At 69.3% G+C, this 13,834-nt stretch carries 12 protein-coding genes; 2 read left to right on the forward strand and 10 right to left on the reverse strand.

The features are described from left to right. Positions 1-95 precede the first annotated feature (95 nt). The 3 genes from J3P30_RS12050 to J3P30_RS12060 all read right to left on the reverse strand — a co-directional run bounded on the left by J3P30_RS12050 (position 96) and on the right by J3P30_RS12060 (position 2,366). Positions 96-605, reverse strand: a complete 510-nt coding sequence (locus tag J3P30_RS12050; RefSeq protein ID WP_210481263.1) for an Hsp20/alpha crystallin family protein — start codon at positions 603-605, stop codon at positions 96-98. A gap of 154 nt (positions 606-759) precedes the next feature. Further along, positions 760-1,494, reverse strand: a complete 735-nt coding sequence (locus tag J3P30_RS12055) for a Mut7-C RNAse domain-containing protein (RefSeq protein WP_210481264.1) — start codon at positions 1,492-1,494, stop codon at positions 760-762. A 2-nt stretch (positions 1,495-1,496) separates the two neighbouring features. Then, positions 1,497-2,366, reverse strand: coding sequence for a helix-turn-helix domain-containing protein (locus J3P30_RS12060; RefSeq protein ID WP_210481265.1), 870 nt, complete (start codon positions 2,364-2,366; stop codon positions 1,497-1,499). A 98-nt stretch (positions 2,367-2,464) separates the two neighbouring features. On the opposite strand from J3P30_RS12060, the gene J3P30_RS12065 reads away from it, so the two are divergent. Further along, the gene (locus J3P30_RS12065) at positions 2,465-2,875 is read left to right on the forward strand and encodes a DUF6157 family protein (RefSeq protein ID WP_210481266.1); all 411 of its coding nucleotides are present in this window, start codon (positions 2,465-2,467) and stop codon (positions 2,873-2,875) included. A gap of 67 nt (positions 2,876-2,942) precedes the next feature. On the opposite strand, the gene malQ is transcribed toward J3P30_RS12065, so the two are convergent. Further along, the gene (gene malQ / locus J3P30_RS12070) at positions 2,943-5,060 is read right to left on the reverse strand and encodes a 4-alpha-glucanotransferase (protein ID WP_210481267.1); all 2,118 of its coding nucleotides are present in this window, start codon (positions 5,058-5,060) and stop codon (positions 2,943-2,945) included. 115 nt (positions 5,061-5,175) lie between these two features. Then, a complete protein-coding gene (locus J3P30_RS12075) occupies positions 5,176-6,168 on the reverse strand; it encodes an NYN domain-containing protein (protein WP_210481268.1) in 993 nt (330 codons plus the stop codon). A 146-nt stretch (positions 6,169-6,314) separates the two neighbouring features. On the opposite strand from J3P30_RS12075, the gene J3P30_RS12080 reads away from it, so the two are divergent. Further along, on the forward strand, positions 6,315-6,815 hold the full coding sequence (locus tag J3P30_RS12080; RefSeq protein WP_210481269.1) for a hypothetical protein: 501 nt from the start codon (positions 6,315-6,317) through the stop codon (positions 6,813-6,815). 88 nt (positions 6,816-6,903) lie between these two features. On the opposite strand, the gene J3P30_RS12085 is transcribed toward J3P30_RS12080, so the two are convergent. From J3P30_RS12085 to J3P30_RS12105, 5 genes are all read right to left on the reverse strand, one after another. After that, on the reverse strand, positions 6,904-7,602 hold the full coding sequence (locus J3P30_RS12085; protein ID WP_210481270.1) for a hypothetical protein: 699 nt from the start codon (positions 7,600-7,602) through the stop codon (positions 6,904-6,906). A 272-nt stretch (positions 7,603-7,874) separates the two neighbouring features. Further along, positions 7,875-10,187 (reverse strand): hypothetical protein, encoded by a 2,313-nt coding sequence (locus tag J3P30_RS12090; protein ID WP_210481271.1) that lies wholly within the window; start codon positions 10,185-10,187, stop codon positions 7,875-7,877. A 624-nt stretch (positions 10,188-10,811) separates the two neighbouring features. Further along, the gene (locus J3P30_RS12095) at positions 10,812-11,438 is read right to left on the reverse strand and encodes a hypothetical protein (RefSeq protein ID WP_210481272.1); all 627 of its coding nucleotides are present in this window, start codon (positions 11,436-11,438) and stop codon (positions 10,812-10,814) included. 78 nt (positions 11,439-11,516) lie between these two features. Beyond that, positions 11,517-12,011: a GNAT family N-acetyltransferase gene (locus tag J3P30_RS12100; RefSeq protein ID WP_210481273.1), complete on the reverse strand. Its 495-nt coding sequence runs from the start codon at positions 12,009-12,011 to the stop codon at positions 11,517-11,519. After that, positions 12,004-13,809 (reverse strand): long-chain fatty acid--CoA ligase, encoded by a 1,806-nt coding sequence (locus tag J3P30_RS12105; RefSeq protein ID WP_210481274.1) that lies wholly within the window; start codon positions 13,807-13,809, stop codon positions 12,004-12,006. The genes J3P30_RS12100 and J3P30_RS12105 overlap by 8 nt, the downstream gene beginning before the upstream one ends. Between the last annotated feature and the right edge of the window lie 25 nt (positions 13,810-13,834).

A 13,834-nucleotide genomic window follows, 5' to 3' on the forward strand; every position in this document is an offset into this window, starting at 1 on the left:
GGAGGTCGCGCCGATCCTGCCTGTCGGGCGCGAGGAACCTCGCGTCTCATGCGTCGGGGGCGGCCGGTGTTCCCGACCGCCCCCGACGTGCAGACTCACGCCTCCGCTTCGTGCCGTCCCGGAAGCTTCAGCGCGTGCTTGATCTTCTCCGTGAGCCGCTCCGGGTGCTCCTCCGCGTCCCGGCCGGCGGGCAGGTGCCGAGCCGCCTCCGACGCGGTGCCGATCTGGATCTTGCGGGGCTTCGCGGCCTCCGCGACCGGGATCGTGATGCTCAGCACGCCGTTGTCGTAGCTCGCGTCGATCCTGTCCGCGTCGATGCCGTTCCCCAGCGTGAACTGGCGGAGGTACGAGGCGTCAGGTCGCTCGCGGGTGAGCCACTGGACGCCCTCGCCGGCGCCCACCGTGCGTTCGGCACGGATCGTAAGGGTCTGTCCATCGACGGACACGTCGACACTGCCGGGATCGACTCCCGGAAGGTCCGCGGTGAGCACGAAGTGATCCCCTTCGCGGTAGAGGTCGACCGGCATCAGAGCCGATCCAGCGCTCCGGAACAGAGCGCCGGTCGCCCGGTCCAGCTCCTGGAAGGGATCGAAGAACATCGCCATCAACATCCTCCTTGTCGCTTCTCGAACCGTCTGGGTGGTGCTTCCTTGTGTTCGTGACCTTTCCTCAGCTGCATCGGGAGTGACATCCGAGGACCCGGATTTATTCCCGCTGGCGACCGGATCTTCCGCGATCGTCGCGCCCCCGACACGCCCGTCAGCCTGCCGGACCGCGAAGGGTCTCCAGCCGGGCGCGGGCCCGCTCGACGATCGCCTCCAGCCGCCGGCTGTGCGCGCCGCGCCAGTACACCCGGCCGCACCCCGAGCAGCGCGAGAACTGCTGGTACGTGCGCTGGGTCCCGGGCTCGACGTCCCCGGCGACCTCCTCGGTCGCCGCGGGCGTGAGCACGTCGCCGCAGACCAGGCACCGGGTCCACGGGGCGAGGGTGGGGCCGAACCGCTCCAGGAAGTCGTCCTCCTGGTCGTCGGTGCCGTCGAACCGGACGAATGCGCCGTCCGGAATCACGGCGCGGAAGAGGAGCCCTCGGTCCCGCGTGAGCAGCACGCGGTCCTCGGCGGCCGACCGGACGGCGAGCACGTCGTCATCCGCCTGCGGATCGTAGGCGGCGTCGATGCCGAGCAGGCGGAGGCGCCGCGTGAGGGATCCGAGGTGCACGTCGAGAAGGAAGCGGCCCGTATGCGGCTGCGGGCGATCGCGGGGCCCGATCCGGATCAGGCTGCCGGGGGAGAGCGGCGTGTTCCGCCGCACCTTCCGCTCGACGGGGACGCCGTCGACGGTCATCCTGCCCACCTCGGTGAGCGGGATGCCGAGCACCTGCACCACGTGCCCTGCCGTGTCCGTCTCGCCGACGTCGAGCTCGACCCGCAGACCGCGACGCCGCCGGTGCATGAGGAACCGGAGCGCCCTGTCCACCTCCGCGACGACCCACACGGTCACTCCCCGCGCGGTGGGAGGAGCGAGCGCCGGTACGCGCCCGGCGTGACGCCGGCGACGTCGCGGAAGTCGCGGATGAGGTGCGCCTGATCGGTGTAGCCGAGCTCCGCCGCGAGGACGGCGAGATCGGCATCGGGCTCCACGGCCAGGACCCGCGCGACCTCCTGGAGGCGGATCCGCCTGCTCACCCACTTCGGGCCCCTGCCGAGGGTCGTCTGCAGCGCCCGCTGGACGCTGCGCTCGGAGACGCCGAACAGCTCGGCGAGTGCGGGACCGGTACGGGATCGGACGCGGCGCGTGAGCTCGTCGACCACCGCGTTCGCGAGCAGGAGCTCGTCGGGCACCGTCCGTTCCGCGAGTCGGCGCGCGAGCGCGTGGTCCGCGGTGGCCGCGAGGTCATCAGGGGATCCGGCAGCGGCGATCTCCGTGGCGAGGGCGTGCAGCGCGGGGTCGAGGTCGGGCGTCAGGGGGAGGGTCCGGTCCGACACCTGCTGCGGGGAGAGGGAGCCGAGCAGTGCGAGTCCCGCGGGTCGGAGCCGGATGCCGAAGGCCGAGCCGGTGTCCCGGATCTCGCGGGTCCAGGCGCGCTGCTGCGGTCCAGTCACGATCAGGGGAGCGGGCACGGCGCCGGTTTCGATGGACAGCGTCACCGCCGGAGCGTCGATGATGCGCTGAGGGATGACGTCGCCGGGCGGGAGCCGCCAGCGCACGTGCCAGTACCGCTCGACCACCGTGGAGACCGCGGGTGAGGGCTCGAACCAGCGCGCGCCGTACCGCTCGAGGTTGTCGGGCTCCAGCACGCCGGTCCGCTCGTCGCGGCGCAACGGGCGGTCGGCGGCGCTGCCGGCGGGGGAGGCGGCGCTGCTCACGGGACAAGTGTGCCCGCCGTCGCCTTTCTGCAATACCGGCCGCTGCTGCGCGGGGAGGATGGGCTCTCCCGCGGAGGGCACGAGCAGCAGGAGGAACCGTGAGCACGACCAACTACGTCGACACCTTCATCGAGGTGGCGGAGGACTGCCCGGTCACCGAGGCGGAGGTCCCTCCCACGAAGGGCGGGACGAAGACCGTGGCGGCGCTGCAGCACGAGCTGATCGCGGGGCACCCGTACGTGTTCACCTCCGACGACGTGATCTTCGAGGTGTACGCGGAGCGGGCAGGGATCCCGCCGGAGGAGCGTCCGGCCGAGCGGGAGCGGTTCTTCTCGAAGGGGCAGCCGTGCCTGCGCTCCTCGCCCCTCGGCAAGCGGTACGGGTGGGGCACGCATCACGACGCCGAGGGACGCGTGGCCGCGTACCCGCTCGGCTCCGACGAATACCGGCGTCTGCAGAGCGACCCGTCGCTCGCGCACACCCGGGCGATGCGCTCACGGCGGGGCTAGGGCCCTAGACCAGGTCGCCCGACGTGCGGCGGCCGCGCGCGCCGCAGATCCCGTCTCCGCAGCTCCCTCAGTCTCCGGAGAGAGTCCACTCGCGGCTCACGGCTCGTGCCACCGCCCGCGCCCGCTCCGACCGGAAGACGTCCTCGAGCAGCATCGGCCTCTGGTCGGGGCCGGACAGCGGGATCTTCCAGTTCGGATACTGGCTGTCGTCCGTGCCCGGCTGGTTCTGGGTTCGCCGATCGCCGACGGCGTCGACAAGGGCGACGCCGAGGAGCCGGGAGGGCGCGAGGGCCAGGTACGTGTGCAGCGCGGCGATCGTCTCGTCGATCCCCGCGCCCGCGTCGAGCATGCCCCGGCCGCGGAGCTCGTCGAGCCAGCGGTTGCGGTCGGCCTCGTCGGCCTCGGCCTCCTCCTCGACGGACCGGGTGAGGAGCCCGAGGCGTCCGCGCAGCTCGACGTGCTCGCCCGCGAGGTAGCCCGCGGTCGGGGGCAGGTCGTGCGTGTTGACCGAGGCGAGGCAGAGTTCGCGCCACTGCTCGGCGGGGATCGGCGCACCGGACCCGTCGCGCTCGAACCAGAGGATCGAGGTGCCGAGGATGCCGCGCTCGCGCAGGTAGTCCCGGGCGAACGGCGGCACGACGCCGAGGTCCTCGCCGACGACGACCGCGCCCGCGCGCTGGGCCTCGAGCGCGAGGATGCCGACCAGGGCCTCGTGGTCGTACTCGACGTAGGTGCCCTCGGTCGCGGGCCGGTCGGCGGGGACCCACCACAGCCGGAACAGCCCCATGATGTGGTCGATGCGGACGCCGCCCGCGTGCTTCAGCACGTCCGCGATCAGCTCGCGGAAGGGGCGGTAGGCGAGCTCCTGGAGCTTGTCCGGCCGCCACGGCGGCTGGTTCCAGTCCTGGCCGACCTGGCTGTAGGGGTCCGGCGGGGCGCCGACGTGGATGCCCGTCGCATAGACGTCGCGGTTCCGCCACGCGTCCGCCCCGCCCGGATGCACCCCGACGGCGAGGTCGTGCATGACGCCGAGGGCCATGCCGGCGCCGACCGCCTTGGCCTGGGCGCGCTGCAGCTGCTCGTCGAGCACCCACTGCAGCCACATCTCGAAGTCGAGATCGGCCTCGTGCGCCTCCACGTAGCGGGCGACCTCAGGGCTGTGCACGTCTTGAAGGGGAGCGGGCCAGCTGCGGTAGTCGTTCCCGTGCTCGATCGCGATGACGTTCCAGGCGGCGAACCGGCGCAGCGCCTCGCCCTGCCGCCGCTTGTACGCCCGGAAGTCGACCTCGCGCCCGGCGCGTCGGCGGACCTGGTGGATGGCCCACAGGGCGGCGCGCTTCGCGGTCCACGCGGTGTCCCGGTCGATGAGGTCCTTGCCGGCCAGCTCCTCGCGGACGGCACGGGCCAGCTTGTCCACCCGGGCGCGGGTGTCCTGGTCGAGCTGGGCGTACTCCGGCACCTCCTCGACCCGCAGGTAGAGAGGGTTGAAGAACCGCCGCGACGACGGCAGGTACGGCGACGGCTCCAGGGGCGCGACGGGCTCGGCGGCGTGCAGCGGGTTGACGAGCACGTAGCCGGCTCCGAGCTCGGCGCCCGACCACACGGCGAGGTCCGTCAGGTCGGCGACGTCGCCGACGCCCCAGGACTGCTGGGAGCGCACGCTGTAGAGCTGCGTGGCGAAGCCCCACACCGAGCGGTCGCCGAGGCGCTCGGGCAGGCCGAGCCAGCGGGGTGTGACGATGATCGTGCTCTCCGCGGTCCGGTCGCCGGCACGCGCCGAGAGCGTGTGGTAGCCGAGCGGCAGGTCCGGGGGCAGCGGGACCTCGACGTCGCCCAGCCGGCCGGCGCCGGACTCCGGGACCTCCGGGGGCAGAAGGCGCTGCGTGCCGCCCGTCTCGAGCGTGAGGGTGAGATCGAACTGCTCGCCCTGCTGCAGCCGCACCAGGACGCTGACCGTCTGCCCTTCGCGCAGGACGACGCACGGCGGCAGCAGCCGGGACCGCGTCCGGCGCTCGCGCTCCTCGAGGGCGGCTGCGGGATCATCCGCGTCGACCCCCATCGCGGTGAGGACGGCGCGGATGGTCTCCGCCGAGATCTCGAGGTCGCGTCCCTGCCAATCCGTGAAGGAGGTGGCGATGGCGAAGGTGCGGGCGAGTTCGAGGAGCGCGGGCTCGGGCGAGGTCACCCGTCGATCCTTGCCGACGCGAACCGGAGTGCGGGAGGGGGTTGAGGTGGACCAGGCGGCGGGTCCCCTGCCCTGACGCCGGGGAGCGGGCGCCCGAGCGTCTGATCTGTGCCGGTCAGCGCAGGCGGATCAGGCGGTCCTGTCCCTCGGTGCGCACCTCGACCAGGCTGTTCCGGGACTTCGCGAAGTCCGTGAAGCTCCTGTAGCCGAGGGTGCGCTCGCTGAACGCGGGATCCAGCCTCCGGATCTGAGCCTTCACCGCGGCGGCGTCCTGCCACTCCTCGTCGTCCTTCGCCTGCAGCAGCTCGAGCGCACGGACGAGGAGCCGGGTTGCCGCACGCGCCGACACGGGCGGTCCGCTGTTCTCGACGGGCTCCTCCTCGGGGTCGTCGTTCCGCCCGCCGTCCCGCCGGTCCATGGAGGACGGGGGAACGACCGGCGCCGCGAAGACCGGCAGCGTGGGGCTGCGCACCTCGATCTCGGCCGGCCGGACGGCTGCGGCCACCGCGGGCTCGTCTGTCGCCTCGTCCGCATCGTCGCCGCCCTGAGGGATGGCGTCGTACATCTCGAAGTGGTCGCAGGCGGCGATCAGGGCAGGGCTCGTGCGGCCCGAGACACCGATGCCGAGCACGAACCGGCCGAGCCGCTTGCAGCGCTGGGCGAGGGCGATGTAGTCGGAGTCGCCGGCGACGATCACGACGTGGGTGAGGTCCGGGAGGCGGAAGAGATCCTCGAGCACGTCCACCGAGAGCCGGATGTCAGCGCCGTTCTTGAACGCCTTCGTCGTCGGGAAGAGCTGGGTCAGGTCGACCGCCCGGTTCACCAGCTGGCGGCGGTAGCTCGCGTTCACCGGGATGGACCAGTCCGCGTAGGCGCGGCTGAGCGCGACAGTGCCGAAGGAGGACGCGTAGTCGAGGATGGCGCCCACGTCGATCTCCGCGGCGGCCAGCTTCGCCGCCACCGTGTCCCTGCCACCCGCCCGAGCGGGAGCGACCAGCCGGGCGTCGTCGCGGCGCCACGCGCCGTTCCCGTTCAGCTGGTCGTAGCGGGAGATGACGATGTTGTCGAAATCGATGTAGACCGCGACGCGGCCTTCCTGCTCTGCCATGCGGCTCCGTCCTCGCGGCCATTCGGCCCCCTCAACGGTAGTCCCGGTTCCCGCTCCCTCTCGCACGGCCGCGGGAACTGGGCGCCCTCGCACCCGCGAGATGCGACACTGAATCCTCCACTTGTCGACCGAGAAGGCGGACGCACATGCACGGCGAACCCGGCGAGCCGCACGAGCTCGCACGCCAGGACGGCGACGAGGACTTCGAGCCCCGCCGGCGGCGCTGGGTGCGGCCTGTCGCCTGGGTGGCGGTGGTCGCGCTCGTGCTCGGCGCCGGCTTCTCCTCGGCGCTCGCGCTCCTCGGCGGGTCGTCCGCGCCCCGCGCCCTCGACCGGGAGGCCGAGGTCGTGTCCGACCCGATCCAGGAGCGGGGGATCGGCTCCGGAACCGTCGCCATCGAGGCGCCGCCCGAGGGAGCGACCGGGGTGGCCGTCCGCTTCACCTGCCTGAGCGCCGGCGAGTTCTCCTGGGGCACGGACCCCGTCGAGCAGACGAGCTCGAGCTGCACCGAGGCGGGTGTCGGCTCCGAGGTCTGGAACGAGTTCGCCCTGCCCGAGTCCCCGAAGCTCTACATCACCGCCGAGCGCGACGCCGAGTGGTCCATGGTCGTCGTCTACGTGAGCAGGAGCGGCGGCGAGGGCGTCTGAGCGGCGCCGAGCCCCGACGCAGAACGCGCCCCTGACCCCGTCGCGGGTTCGGGGCGCGTCCTGCTTTCAGGCGGCTCTGCTCAGCGGATCAGCGCAGCACGCCGCAGACGGCGGGGTCCGTCGCCTCCGCGGGCAGGGATCCGTCGAGCTCGCTGACGCCCTCCTCGCTGAGGCTGTACTCGCCGTTGCCGTCGTAGTCGACTCCGTGGATGACGACGACGCCCTCACCGTCGCGGATGGCGTCCGCGATCTGCTTGGCAGTGCCGGTGCCGCCCGCGTAGCCGGTGCCGGCCACGTCCGTGAACTCGATGTTGTCGCGGCTGTAGTGGATCTCGCCGTTCTCCGCGACGGGGAAGCGGCCGACGTCCAGGAAGCTGCCCGGCGTCGTGTCGCCGAAGGTCGTGAGGGAGACCACGACCGGGCCGTAGGCCGGGACGCCTTCGACCGTGTTGAGACGGCCGTCCCCGTTCGCGTCCTGGGCGAGGGTCGGGCACTCGTTGAGGGCCTGCTCGCCGTAGTGGATGTGCTGCGCGTGCGGCGCATCCGGGCTGAGGCCGTGGGCGTGCACCTCGATGTGCTGGATCTTCTGGTTGCGGACGACTGCGGTCGCGGTGCCCGACGCCCCCGACCCGTTCAGCTCGGTGAGCTGGGCCTCGAGGGTCACCGTCTTCGCAGCACCGCGAGTGTCGGCGGAGTTGTTCGCGGATGCAGGGCCTGCCCCGAGGATCCCGGTGGCGGCCAGTGCGAGGGCCGAGGCCCCCATCGCCACGAGCGGATACCGTTTCATGGTCTTCTCCTTGCTCGATGAGCAGCCGAAGGTCGGCCGTCTCCCTTCCCTTCGGCGCGGAGGGGCCGGTCGCTCGGTCCGCGCCCCCGTCCGTCCTCGTCGCCTCGTGCAAGGAAGAGCGCAGGGGACGGGTTGCGAGCGAGGAAGGAAGAGCGCATCGGACGCCAAGCCAGACCGAGTGCACTCTCGACTGAGGCTGAGTCATAGCGAGGCCTGGCGACATCGCGAGGCCCTCGCGGAAGAAGGTCGGCTTCCTCACGACGTATGTGACTTCAAGCAGAGACCATCCCTTCCCCGATGGCCTCCAGCACCCGCACGGCCGCCTTACGCACGACGCGCGAAGGATGCGCAAGGCTCAGGTCCCGAACTTTGACGAGGTGTGCGCCGATATCGGCCGTCGACTGAGCGCCGAGGAGTGAGTGAAATCCGTGTAACGCGGACAGAGGCAGACTCACGGTGCCGGAAGCGAGGAGCTCCTCCACCTCGTGACTCACGAGCTGATGTAGGGCGCTCGGTGCCGTGCTCGTGAGCGCGAGGGCCCGAGCCGACTCGGCTCGCACTCCCAAATGACTGTCACGACTGAGCTGAAGTAGAACGGCATGGCCCCACTCGCCTACTCTCGTTGCTCGCATTGCAAACGGCACAGTTCTTGCCGCCTCAATCCGCGCTCGCTGCAGCGAGTCGCCCGACAGTCGCATGACTCCGGCGAGCAATTCCGCATCGCTGTAAGTGCCCAACAAAGCGCCCAGTCGGAGCGCCTCCGGGAAGGCCGGCAACTTCTGTTCGCTTAGGAAGCTCTGGCTGCGGGTGCCCTTCTCGATCCCCCCCCAAGCGGCACGCAACCGATCGAGTAACGTTTCCGGTAGCCCTTCAAAATCACGCGAGAGGCGGTCCATCGCTCTCGCCTTCGCGTCCGTGCTGACTGCGGTGTCAGCTAGGAAGTCCCCGATCTCCTCCCACAGCTGTCCGTGATTCAACTTGACAGCTAGTGCTGCCGCTAGGTCGCCGGCGTCATAGCCGGAGAACGTGCGGTAACTCCCCCGAGCTTCCTCACGTAGCTTGGTGAGCGAGGCGAGGACGCTCTGAACGCCGTCGTTCATCAGAGCCTTGGATACGGAAGCACGCGCCCTGCTCTGATCCAGCAGGAAGGCCACCAAACGATCGCCACCCGGAGGGCCGAACACTCTTAGAGCTACGTCAGGTTCGATGGCGACTAGAATGGAAAACCCGTGATCCCGCAACTCCTCATCCTGCCGTAGATCGGCTGCCCAGGAAATCCAGGAAGATTTCGTGCGAGAGGAGACGGTGCCCCAGTCGATCTGCGATGTCACAGATAGTGCGGCGCCGACGATGATGACGTGCGGGCCAGCATCTTCCTTCAGATAACGGAGTAAGCGGAAGGCCACCGGCTCTTGCTCGGACTTCTCTATTGCCGGAATCAGCGCGCCGATTGTCTGCAGAGCAAGCTGACGGGCGCTCCACGGCCGAAGAGGATCGTCATTCGCTCGCTCTAGAAAATTCCACAACCCTTGAATCGCGTGGTTCGCCTCGTCCTCGGTGAGTAGATCCGTGGCGTTCTTCAGAACACGGATGTCAAATTCGTTCGAACGCGTAAGGAATGAGGACCGCCTGATAATCGCCTCAGTGGACCTGAGCAACGCTTCGACAGGCCATGTGCCACGGGCGAGCTCCATGGCCGTGTCTAATCCTTCCTTGCTCCGCCCCTGCCGAAGAAGCCGGATCGATTCCACCGCGTTGAAGAGGTCTCCGGCCCCCCGCTCCCGTCGGAGGATCCGGATCTTGCCGAGAGATTCTCGGTTCCGGAGAATCTCGTTGATGTCTCCGCCGAGTTCCGAGAGAAGGAGAGACTCCAAGCCGCTCTCAATTCCTGGCTCCCTAGAGCGGAACCGAATGCGGCGGGTGGCCCAGAGCGACAGGCTCTCGACTGTTTCATCGACTACCTCGCGATCTCTTCGCGATTCTGCCCAATCGATCCGCACGTCGGCCCACTGCGGGCGTGCCCGAACCACCTTGACCCAGCTCTCTCCCTCGAAAGACTCGGACCGAGCCCTAAGAGCGAGACCGCGAGCCCTCAAGGCGCCGCGGATATCCTGTTGGACCCGCCGCGATTTCCAAGAAATTCCGTCGGATACCGCGAAGTCTTCCAATTCTGGCGCGTTCGAGCGGGCAAGTGCTCGTTCCAGCGAGTCGAGTTCCGAGAGCGTCTCGTTCAGGCGGTCAAGTTCGTAGAGCCGGACGGCGAGTTGTAGATTCAGCGTGGCCTCGAGGAGTCGCCCGCTGCCCGATCCTGTACCGGAGGACGCCCCAATCGCATCGCGCAGATGGCGGATCTGTTCGATGGCGAACTCGTGGTTATCTTGCTCCACTGTCGCGACGGTAGCGAAGAGCGCACTAGCGACGCGAGCTCCTCGTGGAACCGCGGACGCCGACGCTAGTCGCCAAAGCGTATGCGCCGCCGCTTCTTGAGTGTTGTCGAACAGGGAATCTTTGGCCGCCGTTATCAGTTCCCGCTCCCAATGCTCAGCAGCATCCAAGCCGGGTGAGTGGCGCTCCAGGTCGTCCAATCGGTACTCGGTTACGAGTGCGAGAATCCGGAACGGTTGAACATATGATTCGGAGAAGTTCGGGTGGGGAGACACCGCCCATGGCGCGAGTACTGAAGCAGTCCAACCGAAATCCGCTACTGGTCCCATAAGTGGTCCCCATCGATCTGATGTGTTCCTAGGAATTGCCCGTTCGAACCGATGCCGCTGGCGCCCCTCGCCGCATACTCGGCGTAGCGGCCCGACGCGCGCAGGACCGTTGAAAGCAAAGCATTCAGGACTGCAGTCATCTCGTCAGGGCTTGTTAGGCGGTAGTGGTGCCGCGAGGCAGAAGCTGGAGGAAGCTGATCGAGAAGCTGCGCGACGTCCTGTTCGCGGACTTTGGGTCGAGCTCGGTCACACGCTAGAAGAGCGAGTCGAGTGCTTTCCAAGGCAGGTAGGCTGGGGAGCGCGCGAGCGAAGCCGCCGTCAGTCAAGCTGTTATGAGCTGACGCTGCATAGGACGCTATGTAGACATCCGCTCGCCCCGTGACCTCCGGCGCCACGAAAGCGCGAGACGGATCAAGTGCGTCAAGTGCCCAGTAGTACTTGTCCTCCCAATGTGACCCTAAGCTCCGCACTTGTACCCATCGAAATAGCAGCGGTTCAGTCAACTGCTTCCTCGAAAACGAGCAGTGAGACCGCTCCTCGGGGGATCGCCACTGTGATTTCTTGGCTCGAGCCGCATTCTTCGGCCCTCACTGTAGCTTGTAACCACTCATCTGTCTCGTATAACTCGCTGCCGCCTATGCTTGCAACGAATCTGTGTTCTATGCCTGGACAGATGCTGCTAAGTGCAGCGAAATCCTCGGACAACCAGACCTCAGCGACGAAGTCGTTCTGAGAGCCGGTGAAAGCGATCCACCCGCTCACTGCGAGCGAAGCAAGTGCCAGCGCCCCAAACGTCGCCCCCACCACGGTGTGCCGGTGTATTGCGCGCAGGAGTCGCTTCCTGTTGTCGGTTTTTTGCTCGTTCGGTCGAGGCCTCTTCGTGACCAAAGCCGCATAGCCGGTGAACGCTACTGCGGCGAGCAGGGCGACGAAGGCGATCGCGCTCCACACCAGGGCCGCCGCAGGCAACAGTCCCCGCGCCGACGAGAAGACGAGACCGCCTATAAGCGCTGCCGCCCCCGCGCCGCTCATGCCCGCCAAGGACCAGGCGCGAGCCCGGTGACGCTCGGTCGTCGCGAGGCCCTGGTTGGCTGAGCTGCTCCCCTCGGCCGGAGCGGTCATTGCCACATCTTAGGACTCGTGAGTGCCGCGGAGGGAGATCGGCGCGTCGGTTCGAGGCGCATGTTGGACGCTAGACGGTCAGCCGGCGAGCGTCTTCTCGAAGCAGAGGGAGTGCGGCATCGTCTCGATGTAGGGCTCGTAGACGGGGATCGGGGACCAGCCGAGCTTCCGGTACAGGGCTACCGCCTCGGGCTGCTTCTCGCCCGCCTGCAGTATGAGGCGGGCGGCGCCGCCCTCCCGGGCGACCCGCTCGACCTCCGCGAGCAGTGCCTGCGCGATCCCCGTGCGCCGGGCGGCCGGAGTGACGAGCAGTCGCTTCACCTCCCACTCGTCCCCGAGCATCCGCAGGGCGATGTGGCCGATCGGCGTCCCGTCCGGGAGCAGCGCGAGGAAGACCGCCCGGATCTGGGAGCGGGACACGGCGAGAGCCCGAGCGCGCTTCGCCGTGAGCTCGGCGGGCTCTCGGCCCGGTCCGACGCCGTAGCGCTCGCGCATGTCGAGGTCCATGAGGTGCCGCAGCTCGACCGCTCGGGGATCCTCCCAGGCGACCGGCTCGATGCGGACCTCACCCATAGAGCGAGGCGATCCGATCCGCGAAGTGCTCGAGCACGACCGGACGCCGCACCTTCAGCGACGCCGACAGCTCGCCCTGCTCCTCGGTGAGCGTCCGGGGGAGGACGGCGTAGGCACGGATCGACTCCGCGCGGGACACCGACTCGTTCACCTCCGACACCGCCTTGTCCAGCTCACCCCGGACCGCGGGATGCTCCGCCGCCTCCTCGAGGCTCAGCTCGGGGAGGCCCTTGCTCTTCAGCCAGCCCGGGAGCATCGCCGGGTCCAGTGCGATGAGGGCGGCGATGAACGGCTTGTCGTCGCCCACGACGACGACCTCCGAGATGATCGGGTGCGCGCGGAGGGCGTTCTCGAGCGCGGCCGGCTGCACGTTCTTGCCGCCGGCCGTGACGATGATCTCCTTCTTGCGGCCGATGATGTGCAGGTAGCCGTCCTCGTCGAGCCGGCCGTAGTCGCCGGTCAGGAACCAGCCGTTCCGGATCGAGGCGGCAGTGCCGTCGGGGTCGTTGCGGTACCCGCGGAACACGTTCGGTCCCTGGACGAGGATCTCGCCGTCGTCCTCGATGCGGACGGACGTCCCGGGATAGGGCGCGCCGACGCTGCCGATCTTGATGAGGCCCGGCCGGTTCACGGCCGTCGGAGCGGACAGCTCCGTGAGCCCGTACCCCTCCATGACGGTCACGCCGAGGCCGCGGAAGAAGTGGCCGAGCCAGACGGCGAGCGGCGCTCCTCCTGAGATGGCGTAGCTCACCTGCCCGCCCATGACGCCACGGATCCGTCGGAACACCAGCCGGTCGGCGAGAGCGCGCTGCGCCCGGAGGAGGGGAGACGTGCGGCCCGTGTCCAGGGACCGCGAGTAGGCCTGCGCGACCCCGGCGGCCCAGCGGAACAGCTTCTGCTTGACGCCCTGACCCGCCATCGTGTCGGCCGTGTTGTAGAAGGTCTCGAACACCCTCGGCACGGCGAGTAGCCAGGTCGGGCGGAACGCCTGCAGGTCCTGGACGAGCGTCTTCGTGTCGGGCGCGTACCCGAGGATGGTCCCGGAGTAGACGCAGAGGAGCGCGATGAAGCGGCCGAAGACGTGGGAGAGCGGCAGGAACAGGAGGGTCCGGGTGGCCTGACCGGAGACCACCGGGCCGAGGTTCGGGTCGTCGGCGCCGTTGACGATGTGCACCACGAAGTTGCCGTGCGTCAGCTCGACGCCCTTCGGCCGTCCCGTCGTCCCTGACGTGTAGACGATCGTGGCGAGGGTGTCGAGCCGGGCGGCCTCCGCCCGGCGCACGATCACGGCTTCCAGCACCGGAGCTCCCGCGGCCGCCAGGGCGCCGAGTGCTCCCTCCTCGAGGGCCAGCACCAGCTGGAGCCCGCCCTGCCCGATCAGGGGACGGGCCGTTGCCGCCATGGCCGACGTCTCCGCCACGAGCACCTTCAGTCCTGCATCCTCGACGATCCAGCGGACCTGCGCCGGAGACGACGTCTGGTAGATCGGGACGGACACGCCACCCGCGTAGAGGACCGCGAAGTCGAGGACCGACCACTCGTAGCGGGTCGCGCCCATGATGCCGACCCGGTCGCCCGGCAGGACGCCGAGGGCCGCGAGGCCGCGGGCGGCGGACAGCACGTCCCGCTCGAACTGCGCCGCGGTGACCGGCTCGAAGGTCCCGTCGCCGGTCCGGCGCTCGGCGTAGATGCTGTCCGGCTGGGTGGCGGCGCGCCGCCGGAGCAGGGCAGGGATCGACATGTCGGGCGTGGTGCGGCCGTGGGCCGGCGTGCTCGCCTGGCGGAGTTCCTGGGGCATCGTCTCGCTTTCCTCCGCCACACTA

This window comes from Naasia sp. SYSU D00948 (genome assembly GCF_017916515.1).
Taxonomy (GTDB): domain Bacteria; phylum Actinomycetota; class Actinomycetes; order Actinomycetales; family Microbacteriaceae; genus Naasia.

Bases quoted from the DNA above. Each gene is read 5' to 3' on its own strand.
- J3P30_RS12095 (WP_210481272.1), bottom strand. From the start codon at position 11,438: ATGACCGCTCCGGCCGAGGGGAGCAGCTCAGCCAACCAGGGCCTCGCG.
- J3P30_RS12080 (WP_210481269.1), top strand. From the start codon at position 6,315: ATGCACGGCGAACCCGGCGAGCCGCACGAGCTCGCACGCCAGGACGGC.
- J3P30_RS12050 (WP_210481263.1), bottom strand. From the start codon at position 605: ATGGCGATGTTCTTCGATCCCTTCCAGGAGCTGGACCGGGCGACCGGC.
- J3P30_RS12105 (WP_210481274.1), bottom strand. From the start codon at position 13,809: ATGCCCCAGGAACTCCGCCAGGCGAGCACGCCGGCCCACGGCCGCACC.
- J3P30_RS12085 (WP_210481270.1), bottom strand. From the start codon at position 7,602: ATGAAACGGTATCCGCTCGTGGCGATGGGGGCCTCGGCCCTCGCACTG.
- J3P30_RS12075 (WP_210481268.1), bottom strand. From the start codon at position 6,168: ATGGCAGAGCAGGAAGGCCGCGTCGCGGTCTACATCGATTTCGACAAC.
- J3P30_RS12100 (WP_210481273.1), bottom strand. From the start codon at position 12,011: ATGGGTGAGGTCCGCATCGAGCCGGTCGCCTGGGAGGATCCCCGAGCG.